Annotated in this window: 23 protein-coding genes and 1 tRNA gene; 13 read left to right on the top strand and 11 right to left on the bottom strand. The window is 61.1% G+C overall.

Translation table 11 applies throughout. The features are described 5' to 3' along the window. Window positions 1-40: 40 nt before the first annotated feature. A complete protein-coding gene (locus FXV83_RS06565) occupies window positions 41-322 on the bottom strand; it encodes a hypothetical protein (RefSeq protein ID WP_148738499.1) in 282 nt (93 codons plus the stop codon). Window positions 323-635: 313 nt separating this feature from the next. Between FXV83_RS06565 and FXV83_RS06560 the strand changes: the two genes are divergently transcribed. Next, a complete protein-coding gene (locus tag FXV83_RS06560; protein WP_148738391.1) occupies window positions 636-866 on the top strand; it encodes a hypothetical protein in 231 nt (76 codons plus the stop codon). A gap of 87 nt (window positions 867-953) precedes the next feature. Then, window positions 954-1,079: a hypothetical protein gene (locus tag FXV83_RS44860; RefSeq protein ID WP_148738390.1), complete on the top strand. Its 126-nt coding sequence runs from the start codon at window positions 954-956 to the stop codon at window positions 1,077-1,079. Here the strand turns inward: FXV83_RS44860 and FXV83_RS06550 are convergent. Then, window positions 1,076-1,273, bottom strand: coding sequence for a hypothetical protein (locus tag FXV83_RS06550; RefSeq protein ID WP_148738389.1), 198 nt, complete (start codon window positions 1,271-1,273; stop codon window positions 1,076-1,078). The genes FXV83_RS44860 and FXV83_RS06550 overlap by 4 nt on opposite strands. 266 nt (window positions 1,274-1,539) lie before the next feature. On the opposite strand from FXV83_RS06550, the gene FXV83_RS06545 reads away from it, so the two are divergent. Beyond that, window positions 1,540-2,004 (top strand): hypothetical protein, encoded by a 465-nt coding sequence (locus FXV83_RS06545; protein WP_148738388.1) that lies wholly within the window; start codon window positions 1,540-1,542, stop codon window positions 2,002-2,004. 173 nt (window positions 2,005-2,177) lie between these two features. On the opposite strand, the gene FXV83_RS42465 is transcribed toward FXV83_RS06545, so the two are convergent. The 4 genes from FXV83_RS42465 to FXV83_RS06530 all read right to left on the bottom strand — a co-directional run bounded on the left by FXV83_RS42465 (window position 2,178) and on the right by FXV83_RS06530 (window position 3,748). Beyond that, window positions 2,178-2,318 (bottom strand): hypothetical protein, encoded by a 141-nt coding sequence (locus FXV83_RS42465; RefSeq protein ID WP_187435703.1) that lies wholly within the window; start codon window positions 2,316-2,318, stop codon window positions 2,178-2,180. 419 nt (window positions 2,319-2,737) lie between these two features. Then, a complete protein-coding gene (locus tag FXV83_RS06540; protein ID WP_148738387.1) occupies window positions 2,738-3,034 on the bottom strand; it encodes an HU family DNA-binding protein in 297 nt (98 codons plus the stop codon). A 259-nt stretch (window positions 3,035-3,293) separates the two neighbouring features. After that, window positions 3,294-3,521: a hypothetical protein gene (locus tag FXV83_RS06535; RefSeq protein ID WP_148738386.1), complete on the bottom strand. Its 228-nt coding sequence runs from the start codon at window positions 3,519-3,521 to the stop codon at window positions 3,294-3,296. Beyond that, entirely contained in the window at window positions 3,515-3,748 is a 234-nt protein-coding gene (locus tag FXV83_RS06530; RefSeq protein WP_148738385.1) for a hypothetical protein, read from the bottom strand. Before FXV83_RS06530 ends, FXV83_RS06535 begins: the two co-directional genes overlap by 7 nt. 327 nt (window positions 3,749-4,075) lie before the next feature. Here FXV83_RS06530 and FXV83_RS06525 point away from each other — a divergent pair, with 327 nt between their 5' ends. After that, complete coding sequence (locus FXV83_RS06525; protein ID WP_148738384.1) at window positions 4,076-4,261, top strand: hypothetical protein; 186 nt, start codon at window positions 4,076-4,078, stop codon at window positions 4,259-4,261. Window positions 4,262-4,499: 238 nt separating this feature from the next. Here the strand turns inward: FXV83_RS06525 and FXV83_RS42460 are convergent, their stop codons facing one another. Next, entirely contained in the window at window positions 4,500-4,664 is a 165-nt protein-coding gene (locus FXV83_RS42460) for a hypothetical protein (protein WP_187435702.1), read from the bottom strand. Window positions 4,665-4,893: 229 nt separating this feature from the next. On the opposite strand from FXV83_RS42460, the gene FXV83_RS06520 reads away from it, so the two are divergent. The 3 genes from FXV83_RS06520 to FXV83_RS06510 all read left to right on the top strand — a co-directional run bounded on the left by FXV83_RS06520 (window position 4,894) and on the right by FXV83_RS06510 (window position 6,566). Beyond that, the gene (locus FXV83_RS06520) at window positions 4,894-5,196 is read left to right on the top strand and encodes a hypothetical protein (protein WP_148738383.1); all 303 of its coding nucleotides are present in this window, start codon (window positions 4,894-4,896) and stop codon (window positions 5,194-5,196) included. A gap of 175 nt (window positions 5,197-5,371) precedes the next feature. Beyond that, window positions 5,372-5,659, top strand: coding sequence for a DUF1330 domain-containing protein (locus FXV83_RS06515; protein ID WP_187435701.1), 288 nt, complete (start codon window positions 5,372-5,374; stop codon window positions 5,657-5,659). A gap of 304 nt (window positions 5,660-5,963) precedes the next feature. Further along, complete coding sequence (locus FXV83_RS06510; protein WP_148738381.1) at window positions 5,964-6,566, top strand: hypothetical protein; 603 nt, start codon at window positions 5,964-5,966, stop codon at window positions 6,564-6,566. 132 nt (window positions 6,567-6,698) lie between these two features. On the opposite strand, the gene FXV83_RS06505 is transcribed toward FXV83_RS06510, so the two are convergent. Continuing rightward, a complete protein-coding gene (locus FXV83_RS06505) occupies window positions 6,699-7,415 on the bottom strand; it encodes a DUF4145 domain-containing protein (RefSeq protein ID WP_210250723.1) in 717 nt (238 codons plus the stop codon). A gap of 503 nt (window positions 7,416-7,918) precedes the next feature. Between FXV83_RS06505 and FXV83_RS06500 the strand changes: the two genes are divergently transcribed. Both FXV83_RS06500 and FXV83_RS06490 read left to right on the top strand, forming a co-directional pair. Continuing rightward, window positions 7,919-8,371, top strand: a complete 453-nt coding sequence (locus FXV83_RS06500) for a VOC family protein (protein ID WP_148738380.1) — start codon at window positions 7,919-7,921, stop codon at window positions 8,369-8,371. Between the two features lie 381 nt (window positions 8,372-8,752). Then, on the top strand, window positions 8,753-9,391 hold the full coding sequence (locus tag FXV83_RS06490) for a glutathione S-transferase family protein (protein WP_148738378.1): 639 nt from the start codon (window positions 8,753-8,755) through the stop codon (window positions 9,389-9,391). A 119-nt stretch (window positions 9,392-9,510) separates the two neighbouring features. Here FXV83_RS06490 and FXV83_RS06485 read toward each other — a convergent pair whose 3' ends face one another. From FXV83_RS06485 to FXV83_RS06475, 3 genes are read right to left on the bottom strand one after another with little or no spacing between them, the layout of a single operon-like run. Further along, complete coding sequence (locus FXV83_RS06485) at window positions 9,511-9,678, bottom strand: hypothetical protein (RefSeq protein ID WP_148738377.1); 168 nt, start codon at window positions 9,676-9,678, stop codon at window positions 9,511-9,513. Between the two features lie 5 nt (window positions 9,679-9,683). Further along, entirely contained in the window at window positions 9,684-9,932 is a 249-nt protein-coding gene (locus FXV83_RS06480) for a hypothetical protein (RefSeq protein ID WP_148738376.1), read from the bottom strand. Window positions 9,933-9,991: 59 nt separating this feature from the next. Beyond that, window positions 9,992-10,246, bottom strand: coding sequence for a PilZ domain-containing protein (locus FXV83_RS06475; RefSeq protein ID WP_148738375.1), 255 nt, complete (start codon window positions 10,244-10,246; stop codon window positions 9,992-9,994). A 226-nt stretch (window positions 10,247-10,472) separates the two neighbouring features. Between FXV83_RS06475 and FXV83_RS06470 the strand changes: the two genes are divergently transcribed. The 4 genes from FXV83_RS06470 (at window position 10,473) to FXV83_RS06455 (ending at window position 13,190) form a co-directional block, all read left to right on the top strand. Beyond that, window positions 10,473-10,547, top strand: a tRNA-Glu gene (locus tag FXV83_RS06470). 223 nt (window positions 10,548-10,770) lie between these two features. Then, window positions 10,771-11,397, top strand: a complete 627-nt coding sequence (locus tag FXV83_RS06465; RefSeq protein ID WP_148738374.1) for a PilZ domain-containing protein — start codon at window positions 10,771-10,773, stop codon at window positions 11,395-11,397. A gap of 118 nt (window positions 11,398-11,515) precedes the next feature. After that, entirely contained in the window at window positions 11,516-11,755 is a 240-nt protein-coding gene (locus tag FXV83_RS42455; RefSeq protein ID WP_187435700.1) for a hypothetical protein, read from the top strand. A gap of 397 nt (window positions 11,756-12,152) precedes the next feature. Next, window positions 12,153-13,190, top strand: coding sequence for a PrsW family glutamic-type intramembrane protease (locus FXV83_RS06455; protein ID WP_148738373.1), 1,038 nt, complete (start codon window positions 12,153-12,155; stop codon window positions 13,188-13,190). Window positions 13,191-13,197: the final 7 nt, after the last annotated feature.

Below are 13,197 nucleotides of genomic sequence, written 5' to 3'. Positions count from 1 at the left end.
CCCGGGGCATCGCTCCGGGCTTTTCGCTTAGCCGTGGCTGTTACCAGTGACGGTAGTAGTAGTGGTGCCGGCGGTGGCCATAGTAGTATGGTCCGCCGCCGTAATAGGCGTAAGGGCCAGGTCCGTAATAATAAGCCGGGCCATCGTAATAGCCGTAGCCATACGGATGGGACGCAGCCAACGCGCCCGCGGTGATCGCGCCGGCGGCAAGACCGAATGCGAGGCCCGGACCGATGCCGCGACCACGCGCCTCCGCAGGAGCGGCGACTGCGGTTACGCCCACCGCCGCAACGGTGGCCAGAACTGCGAGTGTTTTCATCATCATGCATCTGCTCCTTGGTAGCTGGCGAAACAACGCCGGCTCTGTGCGATGGTTGCGCGCGCCATGGAGGAACCCCCGGGCACGAAAAAAATGGGCGCGAAAAAAATTGGGCGCGAGCGGAACGAAATCGGCTCTCATGGATTGAACTTGCGAGTGCAAGCCTCCGCTATCCGGTAGAGGCCGCGCACGAAGCCCCGTCAGTATCCATCGTGATGCTGACGGGGTTTTGTTTCAGGAACACAAATGGCAGCACAGCCAACCGGCTGCCAATGGGGCGGGTGATCGAGGGAGGAAAGATCGCGAGGAGGAAAGATTGCCGATATCCGCTCTGCTCGCCCGCATCCGCAGGCTCGTTCCGAAGGCACGTAATCAGCATTACGAGGAGATCGTTCGCGGCATCAGCGTCGGCAGCCTGCGCCCGCCCGCGACGCCGATGACCGACGGTGAGCTCGCACGCGCCATTGCCGAGTTCCTCAAGGAGCAGCCGTCCCCCAAATCCGTCGCGACGCTCGGCCGCCGGCTCGACCCCTCCTCCCCGCTCTGAACGGGAAATTTTTTGGAAATTTCCTGGCGAGCGCGGAACATCTCTTTCGCGCGCACGTTGTGTCGACTTCGCGCAAGAGAGGCCGACATGCCCGTGTGGCTCGAAGTCCTGCTCAACCTGGCCGGCTATGCCGGTTTCGTCGCGCTCGCGAGCAGCGGTGCGTCGTGCCGCCACGCGGGCCCCGACGACCAGATCTACCGCGACGAGCGCTAATTCGCGCGCGGCGCGTGGCCGGCGGTGCGCACCAGCCGGTCGGCCTTGACCGCGACGCGCGTGTCTTCGGCCTGCGGCCGCAGCGAAAAGCTGATCACCACGAAGGCGAGGCAAAACAGCGTGCCGACAACAGCGACGCGCCGGTAGGTGTGCCGGTCGCCTTGATAAAACGACGGTCCTGAAAAAGGTGTCATGACAAAGCGGTTCGTTGGCAAAGGTTCTTGGGCAAAGGTTCTTGGACAAACGTTCTTGGACAGAGCTTCTTGGGCGAAGTTTCTGGTTGTCGTTGCCAGACACTATCCCAATCCGCCGCAACTGCAACGCGACTTCGCTTTTAACCTAACCGATTAGCGTTATCGGCTTCGCCGCAAGTTTTCGTTAGCAGGTTTGCGGAAGCAGCTCAGACCTCCGCAGCGTCGCGCGAAGGCCCAGGCGGTTATGGCAGTGCCGCTGACCAGCTTTGTTCCAGCTTCGACTCCATTTCGTTCTCGAAGAACGAATCGGAATCCAAGAAATCGGCGCGGAGCAACTCCTAACAATTGGTGTGCATCACAATCGGTGTGCATCGCGTGATGCGCGGGCACGATCTCATGAAGCCATCAAAGCATCGCGCCGGGTGGCCGCGACAAGCGCGGGCCGCATCGGCATCGACGGGCGCAACTTGTTCTGCATCAGACTCCATTTCGTTCCCAAAGAACGAATCGGAATCGAGAAAACCAGCACTGCGCGTTTGCTAACGATCGATGAAAGTATGGTCTGTCATTTCGCCGGCGGCAGGAATTTCGAGACGACCGCAAACACGATGACGATCTCGCGGCACGGCTCGCACCAGAAAGTGTTGGTCGACTTCGCCGTCATCGGCTTGGCGCATCGCGGGCATGTCATGCACGGCGAACGTTCACTGCAAACGCTGGTTCCTAAATGACCGGAGGCAAAGGTCCGAAGCTGCCACGCCTCGCCAGAGGACTGGCTTCCAATGGCAACGTCGCTGTCACTCCTGCAAGCACGCCCCCTTGGGCGCACGAAAGCGAGTCGGGCCCGTTCTAATTCGAACGCGCGCCGGCGATGTCCGGCGCCCTCCTCGACCGGCGACGCTGCTCAAGCCGCCGAACGCTTGGCGCTGTCCTTCTCGGCGAAGCATTCGAGGATCTGGATGCGGAGTTCTTCTGCGGCCGGGCCCCGCACCTTCCTGAGCTGATTCCAGAGCCGGATCACTTCGCGCTGTTTCTCGATGGTCATGAATCACCTCCACGACCCAACTAGAACAAAATGGGAACAAATGTCCAGCGCGATGTGGAGCGGCTGAGGCGAGCGCGGGGCGCCACCCGAGCGATGTCCGCAAGCTTCGCGTTGAACCTTTTCTGCACTGCGAAGACCCATGGAAGCTGGGGATTTCAGCGCCCAGTCAATATGGCAGCGCCGCCTGACGAACATATTCCGTCATCGCGGCGCTGTTGCTTTTTGGATTTTCAATTTTAACTTAGAAATACGGCTGGCGGCCAGGCGCTGAAATCCCATTGCCGTCAGCTGGAGAGCCCCGCGCGAAAGCGCGGGGCTCTTCTTTTGCGGGGCTCGCCGGTTGCAACGTCTACGCCGGCGCCACGATCGAGTGCACGCTCGCCGCCGACCGCTCTCTATGTTCGGATCAGACAGCGTCCTCAGACAGCGTCCTTGGCAACCTTCAGCGGCGATGCCTTGACCGACTTGCTGGCCGGCTTGGCCGCGAACTGCATCGGCTCTTTCGTGAACGGATTGACGCCCATGCGGGCCTCGGTCGCCGGCTTGTTCACCACCGACATTTTCGCAAAGCCGGGAATGACGAACTCACCGGACTCGTTCAGCTCCTTGTAGCCGACCGTCGCCATGTACTCGATGACCGACTTCACGTCGCTCTTTGCGACCTGCGTGCCCTCAGCAATCGCATCGATCAATTGGTTCTTGGTCATCTTCGCCATGTTGTGGAATCCTTCGAATGTGGTGCGCGAGAGCCACAATGTGGCTCTGCCCGGGACGCGGTAAAACTACGCAGCAGGCTGCTGTTCATACCAACGGTCATGAAAGTCACCGGGCTTAGAACCCATTGAGGCCAAAAACGCAAGCAGCAGTTGGCCGTGAGTTCCGCACAATAACTCGGCCCGCATCCCCCGAAGTCACGAAAGCCCAAGCAAAAATCGACGCGTTCGAAACAATCGCCGCAGCACGGATTTCCACAACTCAGGGCACGCGATCGCTCTTGCGCGATTCACCAATTGAAACGGGCTTGTTCAGAAAATACTCTCGATTTCCGGTGGCAGCCTCCGCGTATTGATCGATCGCCACGATGATGGCCTGCACGTGCGCGTAGCACCACCCTTCCCGCGTGGCTTTGCGTCGAACGTCTTCCAGCGCTTTCAGGAAAGGCGAAAGCTCGGGCTCGTCGTCGAACCAGCGCAGCGCTACCACTTGCGGCCTCCCAGCGCCTTGCCCTGGTTGTGATGCGGCTGGCTCTTCTTCAGGGCATCCCGTTGCGCACAGAGATCGTCGATCCTGGCCTGCATCCGGCTCAGCAATGCTTCGGCCGAGGCCGTGCCGATGCCCGCCCGTTGCAGCCCGAGAATCTCCTTGCGCTGGCGTCCCACCTGAATGCGCATCTGTTCGATCTCCCCCCTGATGAAGTCGAGGTCCGGCATGTTCAGCTCCCGTTATAAAGAGACTAAAATAGAACAAAAAGAGAACAATGAGGCAAGCCGCTAGGCCTAGGCGGAACCCGGGCGCTGCGGACCAACTATGGATTCCAGCGACGGACCTAAGGGTCGTCATGCCCGGGCAGAAGCGCGAAGCGCGTCTTCGCGCTAGATGTCCCGGCCATCCACGTTCTTTTGCGCGGCTGGAGAAGGCGTGGATGGCCGGGACAAGCCCGGCCATGACGTTACCCATCGGACAAGAGGCGTGACCTCGAAGCTCGCGGGCCCGCCGCAAGGGGTTCTCTTTTGGCAGCATTCCCTGCATAGTGCGGCATGGCTAAAACAAAAGTGACTTTCAAAACCGTCCGGCTTTCAGACAGCGACTGGAAAATCCTCGCGGACTACCCGGACACCGAACAGCGCGAAATTACCGGCTTTGCCAGTAAGGCCGATGCCGACGACTGGATCAACGGCGACCGCAAGATCGCCTGGCTCCGCTCCCAGGGCTACGCCAAGTGACGGAGCAGTGACGCGCTGGTTTTGACGCGCTAGCTTTCGAGCGCATCGCGCTTCAGCCTCGCCCAGGCGGGCCTGGTCCCTGCTCCACTCCAAATCTTCTCATCATCGCCGGTGCTTTAGTAGGCCACGCTGCGCCGGGCTTTGACGTGGCCGGAACTGGTTGACGATCTCTGGCGTGCTCCATGACCCTGCCAGCACGCTGAGCAGCGTGATTGGATTCACGGCATTCCCACTGCTCTCAGGAGCCAAACCACCAGGCCGCGAAGCCGATCACGATAAAGCTCAGGCCGACAATGGCGGCCGCAAATTCGACGGCGTTTTCCAAACCGAAGAATTTGACGATGGCAGCGCCCGCGGCGCTGAGAAGCGTTTCCACGATCAGGCCAAGCAGGCTTTGAAGCATGGCGATTGGTCGTGCCCGCCTTCGCCGGGGTTCAACTGACGCACCAAGCTCACCTGCACTTTGCCTGGCGAAGGCAATCCCCCTCGCATATGACATCCCGATCGGTCTTTTTCCCGCAGAGGTGAGTCACCTCACCGTGAAACTTGTGGTCTGGCCTGCGTTGTTGAGACTTCAGTAACCCAACGCCTCCAAGCTTCTCTTTAGTATCGTTGCGTTGGAGTACCCCACAGTGCTGGATTTTGACGAGCTGCGCGAACTCGCAGCCGATGTTCGCGTGTTTGTCGACGTCGCCGAAGACAAGGCCGAGGCGCTCAGAGCCGTCATCGCGGCCTATGATGTGGTGCTGGCTATCTTCCCGTCTGACGAGGGAATGGGCCTCCACGTCATCAAAGGCCGCGAGATCCTGGACAAGATTACAAAATCACGGACCCATGCGATCTACAGCCACACGGCCATCGCGGTGCCCGACCTGCAACATGCACAAGCGCTCAAGCTCCTGACGGCGCCGGTTGAGCGACGGATTGCGGCCTAGGTGCGGACGGCGAACGGCTCGGCCTCTGCCGTAGTCTCTGACGTTGCCGAGTACATCCAATTGCCGCGGGACGACTCCCTAGCGGAGTTATTTTGGCCTAGCGAACCAAAGGAACTTGCTCTCGCACGACAGCTGCGGTTGGATGCCTCATTTATGATTTATGAGGGAGGCAATTTTGACCGCATACTTTGTCGTTCAGGCGACCATTGACGACCAAGCCCAGTACCAGAAATATCGCGAAGCCGTCGTTCCTCTGATGGGGAAGTTCGGCGGCAAAGTTGTCGCTCGCGGCGCCAAGGTTGACGTCCTTGAAGGCGAGCACGACACCAGGCCGGTTGTTATGTTCGAATTTCCGTCGATGGAGGCAATCAACGCGTTTTGGAATTCGCCGGAGTACATCCCTGTCAAAAAACTGCGCGAGGGCATCGCCACCCTCAACGCATGGGCATTTCCCGGCAACTGACGCTCGGGAAGCGGCTGCGCGCGGAACTGCGGTGACAGCGCATTGGACTCCAACTGGGCACGACGACACGCGCGAGGAGGGCCATGCCTCACCATGCTGCAGCCCGAACTGGGTCAATTGAGCGCACCGTAGTCCCGTATTCTCGTTATTTTGCAGGATTGGAATCGTCGGGGTGAGGACTTTGAGGCGATGGCTCAGTTCGCGTATCTGACGGCTGCCAACCTAACGTGGGAGGCTTTCTGCCGTCCTCTACCCATGCCCAATGGCTGTTCTATACTCTCGACTCCTTGCGACGGAGGAATCGGTGACAGTGGTCTTTGCTTGGATATGCGCTGGTGTGGCGGCAGTGGCCACTTTAGGGGCAGCCTATTTCTTCGACAGAAGTGCCGAAGAGGGCATAGAGAGGGCACGACACGAGGCAGCCGCAGCAAATGAGCGCGCCGCAGCGCTTGAGAGGGACGCCACTGCGGCTCGATTGCAGATCGCTCAGGCGCAGGCCCGTGCCCTTGAAGCTCAGGCCGAGCTTGCAAAATATAAGGCACCACGATCACTATCAGTCACACAACGCGATGAACTCGCTAAGGCGTTGGCGCCATTTCGCAAGCACATGAACGTTGGCGTAAGTTCTCAGGATCAGGAAGCGCTAGACTTCGCCGAGCAGATTGCAGGAGCCGCTATAGCTGCTGGTTGGACGATCCAGCGAACGGTTTGGGATGACCATCTGCGAGTTTCCGGCGTTGAAATTCATGCAATCACCGAAGGTATTACAGAAGAAGATAGGACCGCTGGCTTAGCAGTGGCCACGAGTTTGCAGAAGTCCGGATTTCGGGTCACGCAACGGGACAGGCAGGATATCGGTAACCCGACGTTCCACATTTACTTGATTGTCGGAAGAAAGCCGACGTGAACGTTCAATTTCGCGGATCGGCCTATTTTGCCAGCCGTTGCCCCCACGCAAACTTTTGGCATCGGGCGGCCTGACAGCATGGGTCCGAAGTTGTCTATTCGGGCAAATTGGAGATTTCAGACTAATCGGCCACTAGCCGTCTCTTTTTGCGATCGCTTCGCGAGCCCTCTCAGGGAGGCTTTGAAACATTTCATCAATGCGTTTCTTAGCCGCAATACGACGTTCGACAATAATGTTTATCAACGTCAGCAATGTCGTGGCGACGGCCTTATCGTCGGTCAGATCCAGCTCGCCGGGATGTACCGCGTTGTTACCGATGACGCGAACAACATCTAATGCCTTTTGAATCTCTGGCTCCAACCCTTTTGCGACCAACGATTTGATATCTTCGTTGATATTTTTTCCTGTCTCGCCAAGGTCGACCATCAATTTTTGCAGGCATAGTCGTAGCAGCGCAGCAGCGCCCCTGGGCGACAACTCCACAATGGAGGCGGCCTCCATGAAATCGTCTCGAATATTTGGCGGCATATCTTCATGAGGCTCAACTTGAGTCAGTTTCACAGGATGTATGAGCCGATCACCGATCCAAACTGCTATGCCCTTGCAGCTATAGCACTGGCTCATACTTGAATTACTAACCATGTGCGTGGCCTCGACCTTAATCTGCGCCATGCCGATCCGCGTAATGACGGTAGTTTCACCTGTCACCATATCCGCCGCTCTATTGACGGACGGCTTTGTTGCGGTTCTGCACGATATTGAAAACCATTCTTGGTGTGCCAACGCGCCACAATGGGGACATGAAAACGATTTCAACCCAACTTCCGGAGTCACTTCCTTGGCAGCCATTTCAGTTCGCCTCTGCGAAATCGGCATCACATTCAAGAATTGCTGCAATCACTTCGCACAACTAGCGTGTCCTCTGCAACCACTTCAAGGCGCTTCCGATGAAAGGCCGCAAGCCTGAAATAATCGCCCTACCCGGCGCATTAGACAATTCTCCCCCGGCGCCAACGTGGCTGCCGGAGCACGCGAAAGCCGGAATGGCGACGGGTTGTCCCGGCGCTCGTTAAGTATTTCGGTGACAGTGCACTAAATTCTCCATCGCGCGCCTCCCCGGGCAGCGTCAATTGAGTGCACTTTTGATTGCCTCATTCGCTTGACGCTGCTCCATTCGCCATCGCCACCTCTGCTGCCCTTGCGGCTTTGTCCATAGGCTGGGTTACTTCACTAGCCGCCTCACGCACACGTGCACCCGCCCCCTGCCCCTCCTCCCATTTTCCTGCTATTTCCTACTCCCGCCGTCCCCGGCCCAAACCAAAAACCCTCCACCGTTCCAGGGAGCAACAACTATGCGATACCTTCACACCATGCTGCGCGTGCGCAATCTCGATGTTGCGATGAGGTTTTACCGGGATGCGCTGGGACTGAAGGAGGTGCGGCGGATCGAGAACGACAAAGGGCGTTTTACGCTGGTGTTCCTGTGCTCGTCCGACGACCTCGAGGCGCTGAAAAAGCAGCCCTCGAGCCGCGGCGCGCCGCTGGTTGAGCTCACCTACAATTGGGACGAGGAGAAATACGGCGAGGACCGCTTCTTCGGCCATCTTGCCTATGAGGTCGACGACATCTACGCCACTTGCGAGAAGCTGATGAAGGCCGGCGTCACCATCAACCGGCCGCCGCGCGACGGCAACATGGCCTTCGTCCGCTCGCCCGATCTGCACTCGATCGAGCTGCTGCAGAAGGGCGAGCCGAAGCCGCCGCAGGAGCCGTGGTCGTCGATGCCCAACACCGGCCACTGGTAGCGCGCGCCGCGGGAACAAGCCATCGCACCTCGCGTTCTCTTGCCAATGAGCGATTGGAGGAGGACGCGATGGGACGCGGCATTTTGTTGTGGCTATTGGGCGTTCCGATCCCGGTGATCATTCTGCTGTGGCTGTTCTCCGGCCACTGATCATCGATATGCCTTGCATGAAGGCTCCGCCCATGGCGGAGCTTTTTGCATGATTGCCTCGCCGCAATCGACGTCGCTCCGCACAGCAAATTCCGCTATCACCCGCGCGTGACGGACTCGTAGCCCGGATGGAGCGCAGCGTAATCCGGGATCGTGCCACACGAAGACTTTCCCGGATTGCGCTGCGCTCCATCCGGGCTACGACATCGAAAAACGCCGCGGGAGGACAAAGATGCCGGACACGCAGCTGACGATCTGGGGCCGCGCCAACTCGGTCAACGTGCAGAAGGTGCTGTGGTGCCTCGCCGAGCTCGGCCTACCCTATCAGCGCATCGACGCCGGCATGAGTTACGGCAGGACTCGCCAGGCCGAGTATCTTGCGATGAATCCCAATGCGCGCATCCCCACCCTGGTCGAAGGCGACTTCGTGCTGTGGGAATCCAATTCGATTCTGCGCTATCTCTGCCTCGCGCATGGACGCGGCACTCCGATCTATCCGGATGCGCCGAAGCGCCGCGCCTCGGTCGACCGCTGGCTCGACTGGACGCTGTCGACGGTGCAGCCGGTCGACCGTCCGGTGTTCTGGGGCATCGTGCGCACGGCACCTGGCGAGCGCGACATGATCCAGGTGCAGCGCGATGCGGATGCGGCCGCCGAGGTCTGGGCGATCGCCGATCGGCTGCTCTCATCGCGCCGCTTCATGGAGGGCGACCAGTTCACGCTCGCCGATATCGCGGTCGGCGCCTATGCGCGGCGCTGGCTCGGGGTCGAAGGCATCCGCCGGCCGGCGCAGCCGCACCTGACGCGGTGGCTCGCCGAGCTCGGCCGCCGCGCCGGATTTGCGCAATACGTCGCACCGCCGATGTCGTGAGCTCTTGTGCGCTTTAAGCTGCGACGGGAGCGCGATGAATCCCGATATTGCCGCAAGCGTCCGGCACGCGGCGGCTACTGTGCATGGGGTTGTTTTTCACTTTTTTGTTGTGGCAGGTCCTAGAGCCAGCCGCGCTCGACCAGCAGCACGCAGATAACCAGCGCCAGCGTCACGACCGCGGTGGCCAGCCGCGCGGGCCAGCTCATGCCGCGGCCGACCCACCACAGCAGCGCGCAATACATCAGCACGGGGACGACGAGGTCGAGCCGCAACAGGTCCGGCGTCATGCCGCTCAGCGCCGGACCGCGGCGTCGGTGCTGATCGAGCCGCCGATCTCGACGCAGGTGCCGGTGCCCTCGACCATGACGAAGCGCGGGCCATAGGAGGCGCAGGCGCTCGCTCTTGTCCGGCCGCCGCTCGCGCCCTTCAGCGGCAAGGCCTTGCCGGCCTGCGGCCGCTCGGGCGGAGGAAGGCGCAGGCTCTCGGCCGCGGTGGCGGACGTCGTTGCCAGGCAAATGAGGATGAGGATGGTTGCGCGCATCGTTTGCGTTCTAGCCCGAGACGCGCGCCCCGCGCCATCCGGCGTCGCGCCGGCGGATCTCAAAGGAACTTGATGCCGGCCGATTTGCCGCGGCGCCAGACCACCTGGCAGCTCCGCCCGGTGCGCGCATCGCGCGAGAACGCCATCCGGATCACGCCGGGAAGCTGACTGGCGTCGTCGTCCATGGTGATCTTCGCGCCGGAGGCGGAGATGTCCTGCACCAGGCAACGCCGCGCGGCGAACCCGCCGTCGAGCGTGATCCAGGCATGCCGCGACAGCAATTTACGGTCGGCGCGCTTCTTGGGCAGTGGCATGGATGAAAAAGTCTCCCGTTCCAGCTAGCTCCGGGAACCCTAATAAACCGTTGAAATCGCCTCCCGAATGATCCCGGGACCGGAGCTGTCCACCGCCCGAAAAGACCGTTCCCGAACTGCTTGCCCACGGGCCCAAACGCCACTATACGTTCGCCCGCCGCGGCCGCCGGGCAAAGACTCGTGCGGCCCAAGGCCATGCCGCCAGAAGCGGCGGGGCTCTGCGTTTGCTCCCTTCGTCTATCGGTTAGGACGCCACCCTTTCACGGTGGAGAGAGCGGTTCGATTCCGCTAGGGAGCGCCAGCATCGCGGCTGCAGTGTTGCCGGTCTGGCTGTTCCCCCAACCTCATCGTTCTTGGCCAGCGAATGCGCCAGCACGAACCGGCTGTCCTGACCTGCCGCCGTTCTATGACCGGCCCGCGCATTAACCACAAATTTACCCCTGCTCCTGAGTGCGGGTATCATTTGCTTAGAGGTTGTCCGCTACCGTGGAAATACGGGAATAATCCGCAACACGATTGGCGCCATGTCCGTCTCAGAGTTCCTTAGGCAGCGTGCAGTGGACGTCAACGTGAGCGGCAGCTATTCGCTGCCGCGCTGGTACGATTGCGAGGGCAAGCTCAGGACGTTCGCCTGCCGCACCAAGCGAGTCTCGCCGTTCCGCATGATCGTTGACGTGCCGGTCGTCGGCAAGGTTGGCGAGCGCGTGACCTCCTATTTCCAGGACTTCGGCGAATTCGAGTGCACGATTACCGCGACGCTGAAGATGGGCTTCCTGATGGAGCTCGAGATGACCCGGGCGCGACGCGCCTGGATGTCGGAGAAACTGACCTGGCTCGAGAAGAAGCAGAAGGACGCCAGCGTCGAAGATCTGCGGCGTGACGCGCGGTTCGTGCCGCAGGTCTCGCATACATTCCTGGCGCTCGGCGACGGAAGCACCCACCCCTGCTTCATCATCGACGTCTCGACGGCCGGAGTTGCGATATCCTGCGAATACGACCCGCCGATCGGAACGCCGCTCGCAGTCGGCGCCTGCGTCGGGCGCGTCATCCGGAAATTCGCCAACGGCTTTGCAGTAAAATTCGCCGAAAAACAGCAGCGCGACGATCTCGTCCGCATGATCGTCCGCCCGGCGCTGAAGCAGTCCGCCTGAGGCCTCCGGCCGCTTCGCCTCCGCACTGCTGCCACGCCATGGCCCAATTGCCGGATCACTCTTTGGGGGTCCGTGCCTCGCGCGGCCATCATGTGCAGACTTGCGATCGGGGGACCGAATGGCAGTCGACAAGATCACCTGGGACAGGGTCGGCCGGGTCACCGAGCCCGGACGCTACATGTACACGTTCGGCTGGCTCACCATCACGGCCGCCGATCTCATGATCTGGAAGCAATACCCGCAGGCCGCGTTCACGCTGCTTGCGCAACACACCGAGCCAGATCAAGCAGGCAACGAATTCCATCTTGGCGCTTTCGACGTTGCGCCCGAGCCGGGGCCGCCCTTCACGACCCACTAAGGGCTGGGCTGGGACTGCCGATTCGAGCTACCACGCGGGCTTTTCCCGTAAGGACCGATTGGGCAAACCGCGGGGACCTCCCCGGTCGGGCGTTGCCTCGTGCAAACAATGCAACCGCTGGATTGGCCGCAAGGCCACCTGCATGTTGAATCTAAGAATTCTTCGTATTCCCTTGATCCAGCTAGCCAATTGCAATCCCATACCGGAGGCGCCATTGTTGCGATCGACAGCGAACACCTCCGGTCATGCAATTGATTGCGCTGGTATTCCCGCCTCGGTAAGCGCGCGGATGAACGGAAGCTGTCACGCGTGTTAAGCGACAGGACAGCAAGCGCATGACACATGGTCGCATCGGTGGAAGTAGATAAGCCGGTCAAGGGAACCTAATTTCGACGCGATGTACCTGATTGAAGCGCTGCCCACCGTCATCGGAACTGCCGCCATCGCGCCGGCGCTCCTGATGCTGTGGCTTGTCATTGCCGCGGAGGAACGCCCGGGCCCGCCGGCCCAGGTCTGGACCGCGTTCCTGCTCGGCGCAGCCAGCATCTCGCTGCTGGGCCTGGCCCGCGCGCCTTTCGCCAGGATGATCGCGGCCCCCGACGATCCCTGGGCGGCGCTCGCGATGCATTCAGTGTTCGGCGTTGCGCTGCCCGAGGAAGCCGTGAAGGTGATCGCGATCGTGCTGGTCTCCTCGGCCAAGCGGCGGACCTTCGCCAATCCGATGGACACCGTGGTCTATGGCGCCGCCGTCGGCCTCGGCTTTGCGGCCTATGAGAACCTCGCCTATCTCGTCCAGCATGCCGAGATGTGGCGCTCGCTTGCGGCCCTTCGCAGCGTACTGACGGTGCCGTTCCACGGCGCGCTCGGTATCATCGCGGGCGCCTATCTGACGATCGCGCGCGCCGGCACGGCGCTCGGTGCGAACCGCCATCATCGCGACTGGGCCCGCCTCTCCAGCCGCCTCTTGATGTTGGCGGGCCCGCTCGCGCTGCATTCGGCTTTCGACTTCCCGCTGCTCACGCTGCAGCGGATGCCGGATCTGGATCCGGCGCTTCGGATGTGGCTGGGCGCCGCCAGCCTCCTGATCGGCTTCAGCTCGATTGCCTTCGCCCTGCGCCTGGTCCGGCGTGTTGCCCGACATCATGCGCCGCGGACCGAGGTGGCGCGGGAGCGGCTCAGCCAGTTGCGCCGGATGTGGGCGCTGCTCCTGGCCGGCGGCGGCGTGGGCTTTCTCGGGCTCGCCTTCGTGCTGACCTCGATCCACCATTGGCTCATCAATCCCGAGCGCAACCTGACGCTGGCCCTAATCCCGATCGGGCTCACCTCGATCCTGCTCGGCATCGCGCTTCTGATCGTCACAAGTGCGATCTACATTCTCGGCCGCAACCGCATCCGCACCACCGCGGAAGGTTTTTCCTCGGCGCCCGGCGGCTGAGCTGCGG

The organism is Bradyrhizobium hipponense, assembly GCF_008123965.1.
Lineage (GTDB): Bacteria > Pseudomonadota > Alphaproteobacteria > Rhizobiales > Xanthobacteraceae > Bradyrhizobium > Bradyrhizobium hipponense.
The sequence above is the reverse complement of the archived record's forward strand: the minus strand, read 5'-3'. Positions and strand labels throughout refer to the sequence as shown.

Coding starts and splice junctions, on each gene's coding strand:
- FXV83_RS06485 (WP_148738377.1), bottom strand. CDS start 9,678: ATGACGCCGGACCTGTTGCGGCTCGACCTCGTCGTCCCCGTGCTGATG.
- FXV83_RS06540 (WP_148738387.1), bottom strand. CDS start 3,034: ATGGCGAAGATGACCAAGAACCAATTGATCGATGCGATTGCTGAGGGC.
- FXV83_RS06550 (WP_148738389.1), bottom strand. CDS start 1,273: ATGACACCTTTTTCAGGACCGTCGTTTTATCAAGGCGACCGGCACACC.
- FXV83_RS42465 (WP_187435703.1), bottom strand. CDS start 2,318: ATGACCATCGAGAAACAGCGCGAAGTGATCCGGCTCTGGAATCAGCTC.
- FXV83_RS06505 (WP_210250723.1), bottom strand. CDS start 7,415: ATGGCTGCCAAGGAAGTGACTCCGGAAGTTGGGTTGAAATCGTTTTCA.
- FXV83_RS42460 (WP_187435702.1), bottom strand. CDS start 4,664: ATGCTTCAAAGCCTGCTTGGCCTGATCGTGGAAACGCTTCTCAGCGCC.
- FXV83_RS06500 (WP_148738380.1), top strand. CDS start 7,919: ATGCGATACCTTCACACCATGCTGCGCGTGCGCAATCTCGATGTTGCG.
- FXV83_RS06455 (WP_148738373.1), top strand. CDS start 12,153: ATGTACCTGATTGAAGCGCTGCCCACCGTCATCGGAACTGCCGCCATC.
- FXV83_RS42455 (WP_187435700.1), top strand. CDS start 11,516: ATGGCAGTCGACAAGATCACCTGGGACAGGGTCGGCCGGGTCACCGAG.
- FXV83_RS44860 (WP_148738390.1), top strand. CDS start 954: ATGCCCGTGTGGCTCGAAGTCCTGCTCAACCTGGCCGGCTATGCCGGT.
- FXV83_RS06525 (WP_148738384.1), top strand. CDS start 4,076: ATGGCTAAAACAAAAGTGACTTTCAAAACCGTCCGGCTTTCAGACAGC.
- FXV83_RS06480 (WP_148738376.1), bottom strand. CDS start 9,932: ATGCGCGCAACCATCCTCATCCTCATTTGCCTGGCAACGACGTCCGCC.
- FXV83_RS06490 (WP_148738378.1), top strand. CDS start 8,753: ATGCCGGACACGCAGCTGACGATCTGGGGCCGCGCCAACTCGGTCAAC.
- FXV83_RS06565 (WP_148738499.1), bottom strand. CDS start 322: ATGATGAAAACACTCGCAGTTCTGGCCACCGTTGCGGCGGTGGGCGTA.
- FXV83_RS06465 (WP_148738374.1), top strand. CDS start 10,771: ATGTCCGTCTCAGAGTTCCTTAGGCAGCGTGCAGTGGACGTCAACGTG.
- FXV83_RS06530 (WP_148738385.1), bottom strand. CDS start 3,748: ATGCCGGACCTCGACTTCATCAGGGGGGAGATCGAACAGATGCGCATT.
- FXV83_RS06475 (WP_148738375.1), bottom strand. CDS start 10,246: ATGCCACTGCCCAAGAAGCGCGCCGACCGTAAATTGCTGTCGCGGCAT.